Source organism: Nocardioides sp., from assembly GCF_047602075.1.
Classification (GTDB): domain Bacteria; phylum Actinomycetota; class Actinomycetes; order Propionibacteriales; family Nocardioidaceae; genus Nocardioides.
Genome location: NZ_JASGIF010000001.1, coordinates 1,424,155 through 1,443,353, shown reverse-complemented (window position 1 = coordinate 1,443,353; position 19,199 = coordinate 1,424,155). Strand labels below are relative to the sequence as shown.

Annotated in this window: 15 protein-coding genes and 1 tRNA gene; 12 read left to right on the top strand and 4 right to left on the bottom strand. The window is 68.8% G+C overall.

Features of this window, described 5'->3' with window-relative positions; translation table 11 throughout:
- Window positions 1-56 precede the first annotated feature (56 nt).
- On the top strand, window positions 57-2,657 hold the full coding sequence (gene glgP / locus QM714_RS07290) for an alpha-glucan family phosphorylase (protein ID WP_415099018.1): 2,601 nt from the start codon (window positions 57-59) through the stop codon (window positions 2,655-2,657).
- A 701-nt stretch (window positions 2,658-3,358) separates the two neighbouring features.
- Here the strand turns inward: glgP and QM714_RS07285 are convergent.
- The 3 genes from QM714_RS07285 to glgX form a co-directional block, all read right to left on the bottom strand.
- Window positions 3,359-4,480 (bottom strand): hypothetical protein, encoded by a 1,122-nt coding sequence (locus tag QM714_RS07285; RefSeq protein ID WP_415099016.1) that lies wholly within the window; start codon window positions 4,478-4,480, stop codon window positions 3,359-3,361.
- Window positions 4,477-4,983 (bottom strand): SigE family RNA polymerase sigma factor, encoded by a 507-nt coding sequence (locus tag QM714_RS07280; protein ID WP_415099014.1) that lies wholly within the window; start codon window positions 4,981-4,983, stop codon window positions 4,477-4,479. The genes QM714_RS07285 and QM714_RS07280 overlap by 4 nt, the downstream gene beginning before the upstream one ends.
- 64 nt (window positions 4,984-5,047) lie before the next feature.
- Window positions 5,048-7,198, bottom strand: a complete 2,151-nt coding sequence (glgX, locus tag QM714_RS07275; RefSeq protein WP_415099012.1) for a glycogen debranching protein GlgX — start codon at window positions 7,196-7,198, stop codon at window positions 5,048-5,050.
- 136 nt (window positions 7,199-7,334) lie between these two features.
- Here glgX and QM714_RS07270 point away from each other — a divergent pair, with 136 nt between their 5' ends.
- The 11 genes from QM714_RS07270 to QM714_RS07220 all read left to right on the top strand — a co-directional run bounded on the left by QM714_RS07270 (window position 7,335) and on the right by QM714_RS07220 (window position 18,050).
- Window positions 7,335-8,114: an enoyl-CoA hydratase/isomerase family protein gene (locus QM714_RS07270; protein WP_415099010.1), complete on the top strand. Its 780-nt coding sequence runs from the start codon at window positions 7,335-7,337 to the stop codon at window positions 8,112-8,114.
- Window positions 8,115-8,285: 171 nt separating this feature from the next.
- The gene (locus QM714_RS07265; protein ID WP_415099008.1) at window positions 8,286-9,077 is read left to right on the top strand and encodes an electron transfer flavoprotein subunit beta/FixA family protein; all 792 of its coding nucleotides are present in this window, start codon (window positions 8,286-8,288) and stop codon (window positions 9,075-9,077) included.
- Window positions 9,078-9,090: 13 nt separating this feature from the next.
- Window positions 9,091-10,053: an electron transfer flavoprotein subunit alpha/FixB family protein gene (locus tag QM714_RS07260; RefSeq protein ID WP_415099006.1), complete on the top strand. Its 963-nt coding sequence runs from the start codon at window positions 9,091-9,093 to the stop codon at window positions 10,051-10,053.
- A gap of 85 nt (window positions 10,054-10,138) precedes the next feature.
- The gene (locus QM714_RS07255) at window positions 10,139-11,389 is read left to right on the top strand and encodes a glutamate-5-semialdehyde dehydrogenase (RefSeq protein WP_415099004.1); all 1,251 of its coding nucleotides are present in this window, start codon (window positions 10,139-10,141) and stop codon (window positions 11,387-11,389) included.
- Window positions 11,390-11,437: 48 nt separating this feature from the next.
- On the top strand, window positions 11,438-11,581 hold the full coding sequence (locus QM714_RS07250; protein WP_415099002.1) for a hypothetical protein: 144 nt from the start codon (window positions 11,438-11,440) through the stop codon (window positions 11,579-11,581).
- 11 nt (window positions 11,582-11,592) lie between these two features.
- Window positions 11,593-12,267 carry a nicotinate-nucleotide adenylyltransferase gene (nadD, locus tag QM714_RS07245; protein WP_415101009.1) on the top strand — a complete coding sequence of 225 codons (675 nt, stop codon included), beginning with the start codon at window positions 11,593-11,595 and terminating at the stop codon, window positions 12,265-12,267.
- Window positions 12,264-12,737: a ribosome silencing factor gene (gene rsfS, locus QM714_RS07240; RefSeq protein WP_415099000.1), complete on the top strand. Its 474-nt coding sequence runs from the start codon at window positions 12,264-12,266 to the stop codon at window positions 12,735-12,737. Before nadD ends, rsfS begins: the two co-directional genes overlap by 4 nt.
- A complete protein-coding gene (locus QM714_RS07235) occupies window positions 12,734-13,435 on the top strand; it encodes a histidine phosphatase family protein (RefSeq protein ID WP_415098998.1) in 702 nt (233 codons plus the stop codon). The genes rsfS and QM714_RS07235 overlap by 4 nt, the downstream gene beginning before the upstream one ends.
- 32 nt (window positions 13,436-13,467) lie before the next feature.
- Window positions 13,468-13,540 (top strand) — tRNA-Ala (locus QM714_RS07230).
- Between the two features lie 829 nt (window positions 13,541-14,369).
- Complete coding sequence (locus tag QM714_RS07225; protein ID WP_415098996.1) at window positions 14,370-17,195, top strand: AAA family ATPase; 2,826 nt, start codon at window positions 14,370-14,372, stop codon at window positions 17,193-17,195.
- 249 nt (window positions 17,196-17,444) lie between these two features.
- Entirely contained in the window at window positions 17,445-18,050 is a 606-nt protein-coding gene (locus tag QM714_RS07220; RefSeq protein WP_415098994.1) for an NYN domain-containing protein, read from the top strand.
- Window positions 18,051-18,434: 384 nt separating this feature from the next.
- Here the strand turns inward: QM714_RS07220 and QM714_RS07215 are convergent, their stop codons facing one another.
- Entirely contained in the window at window positions 18,435-19,160 is a 726-nt protein-coding gene (locus QM714_RS07215) for a recombinase family protein (RefSeq protein WP_415098992.1), read from the bottom strand.
- Window positions 19,161-19,199: the final 39 nt, after the last annotated feature.

The window sequence follows — 19,199 nt, the reverse complement described above, 5'->3', positions numbered from 1 at the left end:
AGCCGACAGCGGACCCGGGCTTGGATCGATCCAACATCACGGGCTAGGTTCCTCTGGTGCGTGCCATCCGTCGCTTCACCGTCCGTCCAGTCCTTCCCGAGCCGCTGGCCCCCTTGGCCGAGCTCGCCGGCAACCTGCGCTGGTCGTGGAATCCCGAGGCCCACGACGTCTTCCGCGCCGTCGACCTCGAGCTGTGGGAGGCCGTCCACGGCGACCCGGTCCGCCTGCTCGGTGCCGTGGGTCGTGAACGGCTCAAGGAACTGGCGCAGGACGACGACTTCCTGGCGCTGTTGGAGACCGCGCAGGCCAGCCTGTCGTCGTACCTCTCCGAGGACCGGTGGTATCAGCGTGAGGCCGGCCGGAACGCGCCCCGGTCGATCGCCTACTTCTCACCGGAGTACGGCATCACCGCCGTGCTCCCGCAATACTCCGGCGGGCTCGGCATCCTCGCCGGCGACCACCTCAAGGCGGCCTCCGACCTGGGCGTCCCGCTCGTCGCCGTGGGTCTGCTCTACCGGCACGGCTACTTCAAGCAGTCCTTGTCGCGCGAGGGCTGGCAGGAGGAGACCTACCCCGTCCTCGACCCCGACGAGTTGCCCCTCAGCCCGCTGCGGGAGGCCGACGGCACTCGTGCCCAGATCTCGATCAGCCTGCCCGACGGCCCGGACCTGATCGCCCGCATCTTCGTCGCGAGCGTCGGGCGGGTGCCGCTGCTGTTGCTCGACTCCGACGTCGAGGAGAACCCGCAGCACTACCGCGACGTCACCGACCGGCTCTACGGCGGCACCTCGGAGCACCGGCTCCGTCAGGAGCTGCTGCTCGGTGTCGGCGGGGTGCGCGCGCTGCGCACCTACTCCCGGCTGACCGGGGCGCCGGAGCCGGAGGTCTACCACACCAACGAGGGCCACGCCGGGTTCCTCGGCCTGGAGCGCATCCGCGAGCTGACCGTCGCCCCGGAGGGTCCGCGCCTCGACTTCGACACCGCCCTCGAGCTCTCTCGAGCCGGCACGCTGTTCACCACTCACACGCCGGTGCCGGCCGGCATCGACCGTTTCCCGCGCGAGCTCGTGGAGCAGTATTTCGGCGGTGGCAACAGCCCGGTCCCCGGTGTCCCGGTCGATCGCGTCCTGGCGCTCGGCGCCGAGGACTTCGCGGGCGGCGACCCGGCCGTGTTCAACATGGCGGTGATGGGTTTCCGGCTCGCCCAGCGCGCCAACGGCGTCTCCCAGCTGCACGGCCACGTCTCGCGAGAGATGTTCAACGGCCTCTGGCCGGCCTTCGACGAGGCCGAGGTGCCGATCACCTCGGTCACCAACGGCGTGCACGGGCCGACCTGGGTGGCGCGAGAGGTGTTCGACCTTGCCGCGCGGTATGGCGTCGCGCCGCCGACCGAGGACGTGTCTGCCTACTGGGATCTGGTCGACTCCGTCGACGGCGGCGAGCTGTGGGACCTCAAGCGGCAGTTGCGCACCACGCTGGTGGAGGACGCGCGCCGTAGGATGGTCCGCTCCTCGCTCAAGCGGGGGTTCGCCGCAGCCGAGCTCGGCTGGATCGACAACGCCCTCGACCCCGACGTGCTCACCATCGGCTTCGCGCGGCGAGTGCCGTCGTACAAGAGGTTGACGCTGATGCTGCGCGACCCCGAGCGACTCAAGCGCCTGCTGCTCGACCCGGAGCGGCCGATCCAGCTGGTCATCGCCGGCAAGTCGCACCCCGCCGACGACGGCGGCAAGAAGCTGATCCAGGAGATGGTCCGCTTCGCCGACGACCCGGAGGTGCGGCACCGGATCGTGTTCCTGCCCAACTACGACATCGCCATGGCGCAGCCGCTCTACCCCGGCTGCGACGTCTGGCTGAACAACCCACTGCGTCCCTACGAGGCCTGCGGCACCTCCGGGATGAAGGCCGCGCTCAACGGCGGCCTCAACCTGTCCATCCTCGACGGTTGGTGGGACGAGTGGTACGACGGCAACAACGGCTGGGCGATCCCGTCCGCCGACGGCGTCGAGGACCCCGACCGCCGCGACGACCTGGAGGCCACCGCGCTCTACGACCTGATCGAGAACGAGGTCGCCCCGCGGTTCTACGACGTGGACGCCGACGGGGTGCCGACGCGGTGGCTGGAGATGGTCCGGCACACGCTGAAGTCGCTCGGTCCCAAGGTGCTGGCAACCCGGATGGTGCGCGACTACGTCCGTCAGCTGTACACGCCCGCTGCGGGGACCGCACGCTCGCTGAACAGCGACTTCCGCGGCGCGGAGAAGCTGGCGGCCTGGAAGAAGCGGGTCCGCGCGGCCTGGCCGTCGGTCCGCGTCGAGCACGTCGAGTCCAGCGGGGTCGGCGACGCCCCCGAAGTCGGCCTGACCATGCAGGTGCGGGCCTTCGTCGCCCTGGGCGACCTCACCGCCGACGATGTCGATGTCCAGGTCGTCTTCGGCACGGCCAGCGCGGACGACGTGCTGAACGTGGCAGGTGAGACCTCGATGTCGCTCGCCGAGTCCTACGAGGGCGGCCGCTACCGGTTCGACGCCGACGTCACCCTCGAGCGCGCCGGCGCCTTCGGCTACACCGTCCGGGTGGTGCCCAGCAACCCGGCCCTCGCGACCGTCGCCGAGCTCGGCCTGGTCGCCGTCCCCGCCGTGCCGGGGGAGCGGTAGCTGGGTCCCAGATGGCGGGCTCCGGTGGGCTCCGCTGGGCTCGGGTCGCTGGCGGTCTGGGGTGCTCGCCGACAGGCAGCTACGCCGGGTGAGCGGCGCAGGGACGAGATTGCTTTCCGGGTCTCTGGTACTGCCCAGTCTCTCGCGTCGGGGTGGGCGTCTGCTGCGGTCTGGTTGCGTCTGCCGCGCCCTTGTGGGGGCCGAGTGCCTGGCATACCGGGTCCCAACCCACCACAGCGGCGCACCAGATGGGTCCGGGCCGCCACAGCACCGCAGCAGACGGGACCGAGTGCAGCTTCAGCCCAATCGGTGCACCCATCCCCGGTCTCTGGCGCGGCTCCTGGGGCCCCGGGGGTCACTCGGGTTGCTGCTTCATCAAGGTAAGTGGGTCAAGCGTCACTTCTCATGGCGTATACGCCATGAGAAGTGCAGGCCCACCTACATACCTTGATGAAGCAGCGACCAGAGTGACCACCGCGAACCAGCAACCCGGCCGCCGACCCGGCCCGACGGCCCACTTCTCCGGGTAGGTGCCTGTCGGTCGCAACCCCGGCAAGCCAGCAACCCGGCTGCGGGTCGAAACCACGGCGGCGCTCATCCCCCGCATCGCTGCCCCGTCGACCAGCACCCCGGACCACCAGCAACCCGACGACCGCAGCCCGAATCACCCGCAAGCTGCCTAGTCCCGGGGCACTCCGGAGCTAGTCGAAGAGCGCGGAGGTCAGGGAGGTGAGGTCGCCGACCCGGTCGTCCAGGATCGGGCCCAACCGCTGGAGGCCGCTCTCGGGGGATGTCTGTTGCCGGACCTTCCAGACCGGGTCGCAGTAGCCGGGCTGGCCGACGACGACGATGCGGTCGACCTGGTGGAAAACGAGCCGGTAGGTCGGAGCGATCCTCAACGGACAGCTGTGATAGCTGGGTGGCCAACCGGGCAGCGCGTTGTATGCCTCGACGAGGCCTGCGATGGTCCCTGGGTCGGACACCGTGATCGTCGAGCGCTGGCCCTGCGAGTCGACGCGCGTGGCGTCGACCCGGGTGACCTTGTCGTGGAGGTACGACGTCTCGGGGCGTGCAGGTCGCCAGATGCCGGTGATGGTGACTCGCACACCGCTGCCGTCCGGCGTGGTGGCAGTCTGGACGAGCGCGGAGGCGGCAGCGGGCGCGGTGGGGTCTGTAGTGGTCTGCTCGAAGTCAACGTAGTAGCTGTGCCCCTGGGCTCCGCCGCTCTCGCCGATCCCAGCCTCGGGATCCCCGATCTCGTCAGCACCATCGGCGGCGAAGCCCACCGGCGGGTGCGCGACCAGCCAGCGGGCCAGATCGTGGGCGCTCGACCTGGTCAGCCAGAAGCGGACTCGGGAGCGGGACGTGACCGCTCCGGCGATGCCCATAGTGGGCTCGCTCAACGCGGTTGGCATCTCGCGGACAGATGCAGAATGCGGCGACCCGGGCGCGTGGGCGAGGCGATCGCGGAAGCTCGCCTCGGTGCGATCGAGGAGCCTGAGTGCGTCGGCTCGATTGTCGGCAGTGGTGCGCAGCCCGTCTGGAGAGGGTGATGTTGTCACGCTGGGTGAGCCGGTCGAGATTGGGTCTGACCGTCGGGGCTGGGGGAGGTGACCGATCAGGAAGGCGCCCGCCAAGGTAGCTAGGGATACGCCCGCGGCAACGAGAGGGACGGCCCATCGCCGGCGGTGGAGGGACGACTCCGCCTGGCTGACGTGGATCGCCTGTTCGGCGAGTGCCTCGCGAGAAGCGAAGGCGTCGCGCACCAGATCGCTGAGCTGATCGTCGGTCCAGTCGTCCACGGGTTGGCGACTACCGGTCATGGATTCACCTCCGGGTCGGAGAGCCGGGCGCGCAGAGTGGCGAACGCGCGGGAAGCGTGGGAGCGGACCGTTCCCTCGGAGCAGCCGAGCACCTTGGCGATCTCGGCATCTGGGAGATCCTCGTAGTAGCGCAGCGCCAGCACGGCCCGCTGGCGGCGTGGGAGTTCGGCGAGCAGCCTCCAGACGAGGTCGCGCTGGCCGATCCGCACGACTGGGTCCTGGTCTGTGGGCAGGGCCGCGGAGAGTGCGAGAGGTGGCGGTCGCCGGCGCAGCGATCGGCGCCAGGAGAGGTATTCGTTGACCAGGGCACGTCGCAGATACGCCGCTGGGCTCTCCATCGCGATGATGCGCGAGGCGTGCCGTTGGGTCCGGAGAAGGGTCGACTGGACCAGGTCCTCGGCCTGTTCCGCATCGCCGCTCAGCATGACCGCAAGCCTCAATAGCGCAGGGCGTCGAGCGGCCGCCAACTGGGCATAGCTCATCGGTTCGGTCAGCGCTGTCACCTCTTCTCCCACACCACTCTCAACGCCACCGGTGGTCCGACTGTTGAGTTGGAGCGCGGATCCGTCAGTAGATCTCGGTCTGGCGCAGCACCAGCGCCGAGCGGCCCTCGATCGGCAGCACCTGACCGGCGGCGACGGGGTCGCCGATCTGGTGGTGGGGGTCGGTGGACAGCACCACTTCGCCGTGGTTGACCCATTCGTTCTCGGGGAGGGTCAGCTCCACGTCGCCGGGGCTGCTGTTGAGCCACAGCAGGAACGAGGAGTCGTGCTGCTGCTCTCCGCGCGGGCCCGGTGAGCGGAGCGGGTTGCCGGAGACGAACATGCCGATGGTGGCGAGGCTGGTGTCGTACCAGTCCTGCTCGGTCATCTCGCGACCGTTCGGATGGATCCAGGCCAGGTCCTTGGGTCCGCCCTCGATGGTCGGCGCTCCCACGAAGTGGTGGCGCTGGCGGAGGGCCGGGTGGTCGCGGCGCAGCCGCAGCGCCGTCTTGACCTGCTCGTAGAGGTCGAGCCAGGCGTCGTCAGGACGCCAGTCCACCCAGGACACCTCGTTGTCCTGGACGTAGGCGTTGTTGTTGCCGCGCTGGGTGCGGCCCCGCTCGTCACCGGCGGTGATCATCGGGGAGCCACTGGACAGGCACAGCGTGATCATCATGTTGGCCGCCTGCCGACGTCGCAGCGCCTTGATGGCCTCGTCGTCGGTCTCGCCCTCGACGCCGTGGTTCCAGGACCGGTTGTTGTCGGTGCCGTCACGGTTGTGCTCGCCGTTGGGCTCGTTGTGCTTGACGTCGTAGGACACCACGTCTCGCACGGTGAACCCGTCGTGGGCGGTGACGAAGTTGACCGAGGCGTACGGCGACCGGCCGTCGTCGGCGTACAGGTCCGAGGAGCCGGCGAGCCGTGAGGCCACCTCCCGCACACCGTCGGAGCGGCCGCGCCAGAAGTCCCGGATGGCGTCGCGATAGCGGTCGTTCCACTCCACCCAGGGCGGCGGGAACGAGCCGACCCGGTAGCCGTCCATGGAGGCGTCCCACGGCTCTGCGATGAGCTTGACGTAGCGCAGCACCGGATCCTGGCTGATCGTGGTCAGGAAGGCGCTGCGCATGTCGATGTTGTGCCCCGTGCGGGACAGGGCCGACGCGAGATCGAACCGGAAGCCGTCCACGTGCATCTCCGTCGCCCAGTAGCGCAGCGAGTCGAGGATCATCCGCAGCGCCGCCAGGTTGCCGCTGTCGACGGTGTTCCCGCATCCGCTGACGTCCCAGTAGGCGTCCCCGCCGGTGCCTGCCCGCTTGTAGTAGCCGAGGTCGTCCAATCCCCGGAAGGAGTACGCCGGCCCGTCCTGGCCGCCTTCAGCGGTGTGGTTGTAGACCACGTCGAGGAACACCTCGATGCCGGCCCGGTGGAAGTTGCGGACCATCTCCTTGAACTCGGTGACCTGCTGACCCCGGTCGCCGCTGGAGGAGTAGGCGGCGTGCGGTGCGAAGAAGCCGATCGAGTTGTAGCCCCAGTAGTTCTCCACCCCGCGTGCCGCGACCGCCGGCTCGGTGAAGAAGTGGTGCACCGGCATCAGCTCGACAGCGGTCACGCCGAGGTCGCGCAGGTAGCGGATCACGGTGGGTGAGCCGAGGCCGGCGTACGTGCCGCGCAACTCGGGCGGGATCTCGTTGTGCAGCCGCGTGTAGCCCTTCACGTGCAGCTCGTAGATCACGGTGTCGCGCCAACGGGTGCGCAGGTGCACGTCGTCGTCCCAGTCGAAGGTGTCGTGCACCACGACCGAGCGCGGCATCACCGGGCCGGAGCCCTGCCGACTCGGCTTCGCCGGATCCTTGGCGTCATAGGGCAGCGTCCTGGTGCCGTGGCGCAGCGAGCCCGAGATCGCGCGGGCATACGGGTCAAGCAGCAGCTTGTGTCGGTTGAAGCGCAGGCCGCGGGCGGGGTCCCACGGCCCGTCGGCCCGGAAGCCATAGCGCTGGCCGATCGCCACGTCCGGGATCTGTCCGTGCCACACGCCGAGCGTGTGCTCGGTCAGCTGGTGCTTGGTCTCCGAACCGCGCTCATCGAAGACGCTGACCCAGATCCGGCTCGCCGCCGGTGCCCAGACCGCGAAGTTGGTCGCGTCCGGCGCCCACGTCGCACCCAGACTCTGGTGCGAGCCCGGCCAGACGGGAGCGACCTCGTCACGGGTCGTCCAGTGCCAGGCGCGTTGGTTCACCGGGTCATTGTGTACGACGCCCTGCCGGACGCCGATGGCACCCTGTGCTGCCCCGGCACCCCCCGCTGGAGTATGTCGTCTAGGGTCGGAGCCGAGGTAGGCGATCAGCACGGCACCGGGTGTCGAGGAGGAGCAGATGGGTGAGTTCGTGCGGCTCGAGGTGGCCGACGGCGTCGGCACGATCCGACTGGATCGGCCGAAGATGAATGCCCTCAGCGCGGCGGTCCAAGAGGAGATCCGGGCCGCGGCCACCGAGGCCACCGAGCGCGACGACGTCAAGGCAGTCGTCGTCTACGGCGGGGAACGCGTCTTCGCCGCCGGCGCGGACATCAAGGAGATGGCCGAGATGTCCTACACCGACATGGTGCGCCGATCCGGAGCACTCCAGTCCTCCTTCACCGCGGTGGCGAAGATCCCGAAGCCGGTGGTGGCCGCGGTGATCGGATATGCGCTCGGCGGCGGCTGCGAGCTGGCCCTGTGCGCGGATGTCAGGTTCGCTGCCGAGGACGCCGTGCTCGGGCAGCCGGAGGTCCTGCTCGGCATCATCCCAGGTGCCGGCGCGACCCAGCGGCTGACCCGGCTCGTCGGCCCCAGCAAGGCCAAGGACCTGATCTTCACCGGCCGCTTCGTCAAGGCCGACGAAGCGCTCGCCATCGGCTTGGTCGACCGGGTGCTCCCCGCAGACCAGGTCTACGCCGAGGCGCTGGCTTGGGCAGGACAGTTCGTCGGCGCGGCGTCGTACGCGCTGCGCGCGGCCAAGGAGTCCATCGACCGGGGGGTGGAGACGGACCTGGAGACCGGGCTGGAGATCGAGCGTCAGCAGTTCGCCGCCCTGTTCGCCACCGAGGACCGGGCCGTTGGCATGCAGTCCTTCATCGAGAACGGTCCCGGCAAGGCGACCTTCGTCGGCCGCTGAGCACGGGGCCGGGAAGCGTCCGGCCTGTGACCCACTCCACCCGTGGACGAGTTCCGGGCCCGGCACGGTGACGGGTAGCCTCGGGCACATCCGGGTCGTTGCCTGGCGGTGGCCCGTGTCCACTGCGTTGAGTGTCCACTGCGTTGAGGAGGGGCCGCGAGGCCGAGCGCTATGAAGATTGTCGTGTGTGTGAAGCATGTGCCGGACGCGACGGCGAGCATCGGGTTCGAGGCGGACAACACCGTCGACCGGGCTGGTGTGGACGGTCTGTTGTCGGAGTTGGACGAGTATGCGGTCGAGCAGGCGTTGCAGATCCGGGAGAAGCGTGAGGGTGAGGACGTCACGGTCACGGCGGTGTGCGTGGGTCCGGAGAAGGCGGCTGACGCGATCCGCAAGGCCCTGCAGATGGGCGCCGATGACGGTGTGCACGTGATCGACGACGCGGTCGCGGGCTCGGACGCGGTGGCGACGTCGCTGGTGTTGGCCGAGGCGGTCAAGAAGGCGGGCCCGGCGGACCTGGTGGTGTGCGGGATGTCCTCGACCGATGGTGCGATGAGTGTGGTGCCGGCGATGCTGGCCGAGCGGTTGGGGTTGCCGCAGGTGACGTTTGCCGACGTGGTGGAGACCCAGGGCGACCAGGTCCGGATCAAGCGGGACGGCGACGTGGCCACCGAGGTGATCGGTGGCACGATGCCGCTGGTGTTGTCGGTGACCGACCGGACCGGTGAGGCTCGGTATCCGTCGTTCAAGGGCATCATGGCGGCCAAGAAGAAGCCGGTGACCACCTATGCGTTGGCCGACTTGGGTGTCGATGCCTCGCAGGTGGGTCTGGCCGCGGCCTGGACGACGGTGGAGGGCACCTCGGCGCGTCCGCCGCGCAGTGCTGGGGAGATCGTGAACGACGAGGATGGTTCGGGCGCCCAAGCGCTGGTGGACTTCCTTGCTGGCAAGAAGTTCGTCTAGAGGGAGCGTTGTGGTGTCTGAGATCTTGGTTCTGGTCGACCACGCCGATGGTGTGGTCCGTAAGCCGACCTTCGAGCTGTTGACGATCGCGCGGCGGCTCGGTGAGCCATCGGCGGTGTTCATCGGCCCGGCCGCCGCTGCTGGCGTGGTGGTGGAGGCGGTGAAGGGGTACGGCGCGGAGAAGGTCTACCTGGTCGACGACGCCGCGGTGCGGGGCTATCTGGTCGCGCCGAAGGCGGAGGTGCTCGCTCACGTCGCCGGGCAGGCAAACCCGGGCGCGGTGTTGATCACCTCCGGTGTGGAGGGCAAGGAGATCGCGGGACGGCTTGCGATCAAGCTGTCCTCGGGGGTGATCACCGACGCGGTGGACGTGCAAGCCGGGCCCGAGGGGCCGGTGGCGACCCAGTCGGTGTTCTCGGGGAACTACACGTTGACCGGGCGGGTCACCCACGGCACCCCGATCATCACCGTCAAGCCCAACGCCGCGACCCCGGAAGAGGCTGCGGGTGCCGGTGTGGCCGAGCAGGTCACCGTGACGATCTCGGATGCGGCCAAGACCGCGCAGATCGTGGCCGCCCAACCCCGGGTCGCCTCGGGTCGTCCCGAGCTGACCGAGGCCGCGATCGTGGTCTCTGGTGGCCGGGGCACCGGTGGTGACTTCGCGCCGATCGAGGCCCTGGCCGACGCGCTCGGCGCTGCGGTGGGTGCGTCGCGGGCTGCGGTCGACTCCGGTTGGGTGCCGCACGGGCTGCAGGTCGGACAGACCGGGAAGACCGTCTCTCCGCAGCTCTACCTCGCCGCCGGCATCTCCGGAGCCATCCAGCACCGCGCCGGGATGCAGACCTCCAAGACCATCGTCGCGGTCAACAAGGACGCCGAAGCACCCATCTTCGAGCTCGTCGACTTCGGTGTCGTCGGCGACCTCCACACCGTCCTGCCCGCCACCACCGAGAAGGTCCAAGCCCGCAAGGGGTGACCCGCCCAACGGGCCCCGGGACGTCATTCACTCCGGTCGCTTGAGCGACCAAAGACGATGACGCTATCCGGTTAGGCTGGCTGGCATGAGCAGTGTGGATCCGGTGATCGCGGCAGCGGAGCGGGCGCGGGCAGCGAGCCACGGCCTGGCGCTCGCCACGAGGGAGCAGAAGGACCGCGCCCTCGTAGCGATGGCTGAGGCGCTCGAGACCGACTCCGACACGATCCTGGCAGCGAACGCCGAGGACATCGCACGTGCCGAGGCGGCGGGCACACCGAGCAACCTGATCGACCGGCTCCGGTTGACGCCCGAACGGCTGGCCGGGATGGCGCAGGGGCTCCGCGACGTGGCCGGACTGCCCGATCCGGTGGGCGAGGTGGTCCGTGGCAGCACCCTCGCCAACGGACTGGAGCTGCGCCAGGTCCGGGTGCCGTTCGGGGTCGTGGGCATGATCTACGAGGCCCGCCCCAACGTCACCGCCGATGCCGCCGGGATCTGCCTGAAGTCCGGCAACGCGGTGCTGCTTCGAGGCAGCTCCAGCGCGCGGTCGAGCAACGCGGCAATCGTGGACGCGCTCCGAGGCGCCGTGACTGACGTCGGTCTAGAAGCGGATGTGGTCCAGCTCGTCCCCGGCGACTCCCATGACAGCGTGAAGGTGCTGATGCGGGCGCGCGGTCTGGTCGACGTACTCATCCCGCGCGGTGGCGCCTCCCTGATCCGCTCGGTCGTCGAGGAGTCGACGGTGCCGGTGATCGAGACCGGGGTGGGCAACTGTCATGTCTACGTCGACCGTGCGGCCGACCTCGACAAGGCGCTCGCGATCGTGCTGAACGCCAAGACTCATCGCAGCAGCGTCTGCAATGCCGCCGAGTCACTGCTCGTGCACGCCGATGTCGCCGAAGAGTTCCTGTCGCAGGTGGTTCCGGCGCTCCAGGGAGCCGGCGTGACGGTGCATGGGGACGAGCGCTTCGCGGCGTACGACGACGTCGTGCCTGCCACCGACGACGACTACGCCAAGGAGTACCTCTCGCTGGACATCTCCGCGCGCGTCGTGCCCTCCCTGGACGAGGCGATCCAACACATCCGTCGCTTCTCCAGCCAGCACTCCGACGCGATCGTGACCGAGGACCTTTCCGCGGCGCGGCAGTTCACCGCCGCCGTCGACTCCGCCGCCGTGCTGGTCAACGCCTCGACCCGATTCACCGACGGAGGCGAGTTCGGGTTCGGCGCCGAGATCGGGATCAGCACGCAGAAGCTGCATGCGCGCGGACCGATGGGGCTGACCGAGATGACCTCGACCAAGTTCGTCGTCACCGGCGACGGTCACATCCGGTGACCGCGCCCCTGACCGGCCTCCGCATGGCGGCCCGCTAGGCTGTCCGCCATGATCGACCTCATCACGCTGGCGGCCGAGGAGGCCCACGAGTCCTCGCCGTGGCCGGCGATCATCGGGCTCGGGGTGCTGTTCATCCTGTTCGCTTTGATGGCCGGGCTGCTGATGTTCGGCAAGGGACGCGAGCACAGCTGACCACCGCGCCCATCGCTGAGCTCACCCGTGGTCGCCGTGTCGGCGTGATGGGTGGCACGTTCGACCCCATCCACCATGGCCACCTGGTGGCGGCCTCCGAGGTCCAGTCGTGGTTCGACCTCGACGAGGTCGTGTTCGTCCCGACGGGGGACCCCTGGCAGAAGTCCGACCGGGCCGTCTCGCCGGCCGAGCACCGCTACCTGATGACGGTGATCGCCACCGCCGCCAACCCACGGTTCACCGTGTCGCGGGTGGACATCGACCGACCCGGACCGACGTACACCATCGACACGCTGCGCGACCTGCATGCGCTGATGCCCGACACCGGGCTCTACTTCATCACCGGCGCGGATGCGTTGGCCGACATCTTCACCTGGCGCGACGCCGACGAGCTGTTCGGGCTCGCACAGTTCGTGGGCTGCACGCGGCCGGGCTATGAGATGGACCCCGAGGACATCGCCCGGATCCCGTCGGACCGGGTCACCATGGTCGAGATCCCGGCGTTGGCGATCTCCTCCAGCGACGTGCGCACCCGCTCCCAGCGCGGTGAGCCGGTCTGGTATCTCGTGCCGGACGGCGTGGTGCAATACATCGCCAAGCACGGCCTCTATCCCCGCCTCGACCACACCGACGATCACGCCACCGACGATCACCCAGCCGACGACCACCAGGAAATCACCGGATGACCGCCACCGACCACGCCCTCGAGCTGGTCCGGGTCGCCGCCGCCGCGGCCTCGGACAAGCTGGGGGAGAACATCCTCGCCTTCGACGTGAGCGACCAGCTCGCGATCACCGATGTCTTCTTGCTGGTGTCCGGCAGCAACGACCGCCAGGTCAACGCGATCGTGGACGCCGTCGAGGAGAAGCTGCGTGACCTCGATGTCCGGCCGCTGCGTCGAGAGGGGCAGCGGGAAGGGCGCTGGGTGCTGCTCGACTACGGCGACGTCGTCGTGCACGTTCAGCACGAGGAGGAGCGGCGGTTCTATGCCCTGGAGCGGCTCTGGCGCGACTGCCCGGTGATCGCGCTGCCCGGCATCGAGCCACCCGGTGCCGTCCCCGCCGATCCGGCGGACGACGACCCCCGGCGCATCGACGTCCCCGACTTCGAGGCTCTTGTCCGCGACGGCGAGTCCGACGACGGGGACCTGGCGTGACGGCCGATGACGCGATCGGGTCCGGGATCCGCCGGCTCGTCTTGCTGCGGCACGGCCGGACGCCGTGGAATGCACTGGTCCGCATGCAGGGCCACACGGACGTACAACTCGACGACTGCGGTCGGGACCAGTCCGAGGCCGCCGCCCGAGTGCTCGCCCTCGAGGAGCCCGTCCGGCTCTGGACCAGCGACCTGGCCCGTGCCCGCGAGACCGCGTCGTACCTGGAGAAGGAGACCGGCCTGACCGCCGTCACCGACTCGCGGCTGCGGGAGTTCGACGTGGGCGCCCGGTCGGGGCTGACCCAGGCCGAGTTCGCAGAGCGGTTCCCGGAGGAGTACGCCGCCTCGGCCGCAGGTCACCCGCACCCGCTCGTGCCCGGTGAGGAGCCCGTGAGCGCCGTCAGCGTCCGGATGGTCGAGGCGATCACCGAGTGCTTCGCGCAGCTCGCGCCAGGGGAGACCGGCATCCTGGTCGGCCACGGTGCCTCCCTCAAGGTCGGTCTGATGGCGGCCCTCGGCTGGGACCCGGCGGCACGCCAGAGCCTCTGCGGGATCGACAACTGTGCCTGGGCGATCCTCGAGTCGGAGCTCGCGCACCCCACCCCGCGACTGGCCGGCTACAACCACCGGGCGAAGCGCTGCCGCTCGTCCGAGGACCCGACCATGCCCGATTTCGCATCCGATGAGCGCGTTGGCTAGGATTCCTCAGGTTGCCCACCCGGTGGGCAAATGGGGCTGTGGCGCAGCTGGTAGCGCACCTGCATGGCATGCAGGGGGTCAGGGGTTCGAGTCCCCTCAGCTCCACCCAAAGTGTCTTACGGGAACACGCGACATGCGTAGGCGTGTCGTGTTCCCGTAAGGGTTTCTCGCCTCCGCCGTCGCTGTGCTTACTCGCTTCGCGGATGATAGTTGCGAAGGGTTCCGCGAGGCGTGGGCGTAGTCGTTCGTCGTCGGTGATGTCGAGGCGGGTGTAGAACGCCTGATTCGACAAGCGCCGGTCGGCGTCGCCGGATCGGGCGTAGGCGTGGTGCGCGTCGGTGAGTAGCCGCAGGGAGTCGTGGAGGAATGCCCGGCCGCCGGTGTGGTGCTCGTCGTGTTCCGCGAGACGCCGGTTCACGTCGGCCAAGCCCGCGCGGATGCGGTCTTGATGCCGCTTCAGCGTGGGTAGGTCGATGGCGTCGGCGAAGTGCGCGGCGAGGAGTTTGTCGCTCTCGGCTTCGAGTTTGGTGCGGTTGGCCATGAGGTCGGAGATTTCTTGGTCGTGGCCGGCCGTGCGTGTGTCGAACGCGGCATCGACCTTTGCGGCGAGGTCGCGGTAGGTGGCGTCGCTGATGGTGATGTTGGCGTAGGAGTCCGCGACCAGACGTTCCGCGACCGACGACGAGCACCACGGCCGCGGCGAAGCGATCCGCAGGGCCCGCCAAACCGGCCAGAGCGCCGCCCGAGCCAACCGTATTGCCACCCGCCGCAGCATGCGGCAGGATCCATCACAATCCACCAGCCCGGATGAGGACATTTAGAAACCCGAACTGGTTAGTTATCTCAGAAGCGGCGCGCTGCTGGGAAGTGGCGGGGCCTGGACACCGCAGCCCTGTTCAAACAGCAGGGTGCGATCCGCGCCCTCGGTACCGCTGTGATCGCGGCGCATCCCGAGCTTGCCGAAGTGCTGGATCGGCACGGCCTCACCCTCGACCCTGTGAGCGGTGAGGTGGCCGAACTCGAACCATTCAACACGCTCATGAGCAAGCGGGGCGAGCAGGTACACCGCAACCTCGACCGGCTCGAAGCCGAATGGAACGCCGCACACCCCGGCGAGAGCATCGGGCCGGTCGTCGCCTCTCGCCTACGCGCCGAGGCATGGGCGTATCAGCGGCCAGCGAAGAAGCCCACCACCCTCCGAGAAGAAGCGCCGTGGCTGGGCGAGTTGCGAGAGGCCGGCTACGACCCCGAACACCTCGCCCGTCGGCCGGCGCGTGCTCCGGCATCGACCGATGACCTGTCCGTGCAACGAATCGCATCACGGGCGCTGGATCGGTGCGCCGCCGCGGAGTCGGCGTGGGCTCGTCACACCGTGCAGGAACACGCCACCCAGATCATCACCGAAGCAGGCGTGCGCGGCACCCCGGCAGAGTTGCGCGAACTGATCGCGGTAGCAACCACTCTTGCGCTTCAGGATTGCCTCTCAGCCCTGCCACCCGACACCGTGACACCGGAGCATATCGCGCACCTCACGAGCCTGCGAGTGGTGCAGGTCGAGACGGAACTGCGCGACCGCATCACCGTCCGAACCCCCGAGCGCGAGCCGGAGCACGGCGATGTGCGCGAGCACGCGGCCGCACTCGGGCAGCAGCTCGATTCGGGTCAGCTCGGCGCGGCCGCAGCGGTCGCCTCGCCTGATCCGTTGGTGATCGTGGAAGGTGCCGCAGGCGCAGGCAAGACGACCATGCTCGCCACCGCGATCCGTGCCGCTGAGCAGAGCGGCGGGAGTGTGCGGGTGGTTGCGCCGACCAAGCGTGCCGCTGAGGTCGCGCACCAAGAACTCGGCGTGCCCGCCGAATCGGTCGCCGCACTCGTCTACGCGCACGGGTGGCGGTGGAACGCTGACGGCGTATGGACTCGCCTCGCCGTAGGCGACACCGACCCGGTGACCGGCGCAACGTTCACCGGCCCACCGCGAGCAGCACAGTTGCGTCGTGGCGAGCGGATCGTGGTCGATGAGGCGGGGATGCTCGACCAAGACACCGCCCTCGCACTGTTCACCGTCGCCGCCGAAACGGGTGCAACGCTCGCGCTCGTCGGGGATCGCGCCCAGCTCCCCGCAGTCGGACGCGGCGGCGTGCTCGACATGGCAGCGCAGCTCCGTCGCCGCACATTCGACATGGCCGAGGTACACCGCTTCACCGACCCCGCCTATGCCGAGGTCACCGTGCAGATGCGCGACCGCCGCAACCCCGGCGACGTGTTCCACCGGCTGCGCGACCTCGGGTTGATCCGGCTCCACGGCGACGCCGACAAACTGCGCGAACACCTCGCCACCAGCAGACGAGACGGCGAGGCCGTCACCGTCGCATCCAACGACGAGGCGGCGCGGCTGAATGACCGTATCCGAGACGAACGCACCCGCATGGGCGTCGTCGACGGCACCACCACATCGAGCGGCAGCGACGGTCTGAGCATCGGATGGGGTGACTTGATCCAGACCCGCAAGAACAGCACCGACTTGGGGGTGGCGAACCGGCAACAGTGGATCGTCCAACGGGTCGAGGCCGATGGTTCGCTGTGGGTGCGTGACGCGCACAGCGACCGCAAGCGCGAACACTCGCTGCGTCTGCCTGCTGAGTATGTGCGCGAGCACGCCCACCTTTCCTACGCCGCGACCGCTTACGGGGTGCAGGGCGTCACCGTGCCCGCCTCGCACACCGTTCTCGGCGATCAGATGGGCGGAGCGGCCGTCTATGTCGGAATGACCCGAGGACGCGAGACAAACACCCTGCATGTCGTCGCGGAGGACATGGCCGACGCACGGGCACAGTTCATCGAGGCGATGGAACGCGACCGGGCAGACCGTGGACTCGCAGACGCGACCGAGCGCGCAGCAGAAGCCGTGCGCGGCCTCGTAAACGACGGCCCGGTGAGCATGGTTAACGACGAGGTTGCCCGACTCGTGCGCGAGGCCGAGCGCGCCGAGCGAACAGCGGCGAAGTGGGAGCAGATCGCGGAACGCCTCGACCAGCAGCGCGCCAGGCACAAGGCGGAGGGCGACGAGCAATCCGATGTGCTCCGACGGGCCGAGGACGAGACCGACCGCACCCGTTCCGAAGTCGTCCAAGCCCTCGCTGTCCAAGCCGAGGCAGACGGCACGGCCTACCTCTCCGCCGTCGCGAGCGAGACCGTCGCCCGTGCTCGATTCGACAATGCCGGACGATTCAGCAGGCGCAAGGCCCGCGCCGAGTGCCGCGCTACGGGCAAGCACGCCCAGGCGGTTCGAGCGCGGATACGCCAGAGGTGGGGCGAGCCACCCCGCAACGCCGCGACGCTGCCCGAGTGGGCGTCGCGTCAAGCGGAGCGGCACGCGGAAGTCGACCCTCGCGTGCTCGACGCCGCCCGCACTCTCGCCGCTGCGCAGATCGAGCAGGCGGCACTCAAAGACCGGCACGACCGGGGACGTCTCACGCTACTCGCGCAAGAGTTGGGGGCCGAACGAGTGCGCCGTGACCCGATCCGAGTACGGCTCATCCGCCCCGAACGCGAAGCCCGCGACGCGCAGGCTCGTAGAGAAGTCGGAGAACTCCGCGCGCTCACCCCCGCAGAAGCCGCCGCGCGGATCGAGACGAAGCGGGCAGCGGCAGAACAGACTCGACGGCTTGCCGATGAACGAGCACGGCGACTCCACGCGCCGTCTGCGCTGGACACCACTCGAAGCGATCCCTACTTCGGCCGTCCAGGGCTCGGCTTCTGAGTCTCGGGACACCGATCCCGTAGCAGCGCCTACGGGCTACCTGGCACGACGTGTGAGTGCCCGGCGCGGGTGTTGTCAGCGCGTCTTCGCGCGCACCGGGTTCCGTCTTGTGGCCAGTGGGAGTGGAGTCATGCGCGAGGTGAACGTGGCAGACGCGGCAGCTCCGCCCGAGATGCGATAAACTTGTTGTATTCCGCCCCGCCGTCCTCAGGGATTGGCGGGGATTTTTCTTACCCACCGGAGGGATGGATGAGCGCCGACCCGGATCGCGTGGTGGTCTTCATGGACTACCAGAACGTCCACGGCTGGGCACGCCGCCAGTTCCTCCCGTTCGGCGCCGACCCCAGCGACGGGCACGTCTTCCCACTCAAGATCGGCGAACTGCTCACCGGGCGACGACGCCGCGAGAGCGAACTGATGGAGGTCCGCGTCTTCCGCGGCCGACCAAATCCGGAACGCCAGCCCGGTGCTGCGGCCGCGAACGACCGGCAGGCTGCCATCTGGGAACGCTCGGATCAGGTCACCGTGATCCGCCGCAACCTCCAGTATCCCTCCAACTATCCCGGGTCCCGAGCCTCGGAGAAGGGCATCGACGTGGCGATCGCGGTGGACATGATCCGCTTGGGCATGTCCGGCTACATGGATGCCGCGATCTTGTTCTCCTCCGACAACGACCTCATGCCCGCCGTCGAGGTGCTCTGGGCGATGCCACAGTGCCACGTGGAGGTGGCTTCCTGGTCAGGTGCCCACCGCATCCGCTTCCCCGGCACCCAGCAGCCATGGTGCCACCACCTGAACGAGACCGACTTCACAGCGGTGCGCGACACCTACGACTACTCGCTCCGCGAGTTGTAGCCGATTACGCTCGGGCGTGTCTTCGCCCACACCGTGCCCCGGTGAACGCTGAACTGCTTCGCCAGCGCGTTCACGCTCACGCCCTGCGCGCGGGCTGCTCGCATAGCGTCCACTTCCTCGTGAGTGAGACGTGTTCGAGATCGTTTACTTGGTTCCGCCGACGCCCCGATCAACGGGTCATCGGCCCCGTCCTCAGACTCGGCATCCTCGCGGATGCCTTGATTCCACGCGGAAACAAGCCTCTCAACCCGTGGTCGCCTGTTCCCGTAGTGCTCCATTGCGTCCACGTTGGAGGCGTTATCAAAACCGCGTGCAGTGACTCACTGCACGCGGGTTTGCGTTCGCTTGGCAACGTTTGCCCACTTCTCGCGCGCTGCGAGGGTGTTAATAGGGCGCGTTGAGTTCGATGCGGATGTTGGCGGGTTCGGCTTTGAGTCTGCGCTGTTCGCTCAGGAAGAGGCTGCGGGGGACCGCGTCGGCGTAGTAGGCGTCGAGGAGCTTTCCTCGGCTGGTCTCGACGGTTGCGGTCTGTTGGTTGAGCTTGTCGAGTCGTTCGGCGTCGAGTTCGTGCTGGCGACGTAGGCGAGCGAGCGCGATACCTTCGACCTGTTCGCGCTGGTCGCCGGTGAGCGCGATGGTGCGGTAGCAGTCTGCGACGCGCTGCTCGACCTGGGCGACGGGGAGTGCCTTGCGCTGGGTGCAGTCGTCGTTGCCCCGCCGGTGGCAGACGAAGTACTCGTAGACCCTGTCGCCTCGGCGGGTGTGCTGCACAATCAGGCGTCGCCCGCACTCGATGCAGAACACGGTGCCTTTCAAGTAGTGGTCGTGGGTGCGGGAGCGTTCGCCGTTGCGCCGGGCAGTGAGCATGTCTTGGACCGTCGCCCACGTCACCGGGTCGGTGAGCGGCTCGTGGGTGCCGGGGTGTTCGACCTCGTTGAAGGTGACGATGCCGGCGTAGTACGGGTTGCGCAGCAAGTGGTGGACGCTGCGGATCGTCAGTGGACGAGCGGGCGTGTTTGGGCCGGGTCGCGTGGTCATCCCGCGTGCGTTGAGCTCGGCGACGATCTGGCTGATGCTCCACTCCCCGGTTGCGTAGGCTTGAACGCCCACGTGATGTGCGGGCCACGATCTGGGTCGACGACCACAGTG

What these genes read in the sequence shown, in the direction of transcription:
- QM714_RS07220 (WP_415098994.1), top strand. Translation starts at nt 17,445, where the DNA reads ATGAGCGCCGACCCGGATCGCGTGGTGGTCTTCATGGACTACCAGAAC.
- rsfS (WP_415099000.1), top strand. Translation starts at nt 12,264, where the DNA reads ATGACCGCCACCGACCACGCCCTCGAGCTGGTCCGGGTCGCCGCCGCC.
- QM714_RS07250 (WP_415099002.1), top strand. Translation starts at nt 11,438, where the DNA reads ATGATCGACCTCATCACGCTGGCGGCCGAGGAGGCCCACGAGTCCTCG.
- QM714_RS07285 (WP_415099016.1), bottom strand. Translation starts at nt 4,480, where the DNA reads ATGACCGGTAGTCGCCAACCCGTGGACGACTGGACCGACGATCAGCTC.
- QM714_RS07270 (WP_415099010.1), top strand. Translation starts at nt 7,335, where the DNA reads ATGGGTGAGTTCGTGCGGCTCGAGGTGGCCGACGGCGTCGGCACGATC.
- QM714_RS07265 (WP_415099008.1), top strand. Translation starts at nt 8,286, where the DNA reads ATGAAGATTGTCGTGTGTGTGAAGCATGTGCCGGACGCGACGGCGAGC.
- QM714_RS07255 (WP_415099004.1), top strand. Translation starts at nt 10,139, where the DNA reads ATGAGCAGTGTGGATCCGGTGATCGCGGCAGCGGAGCGGGCGCGGGCA.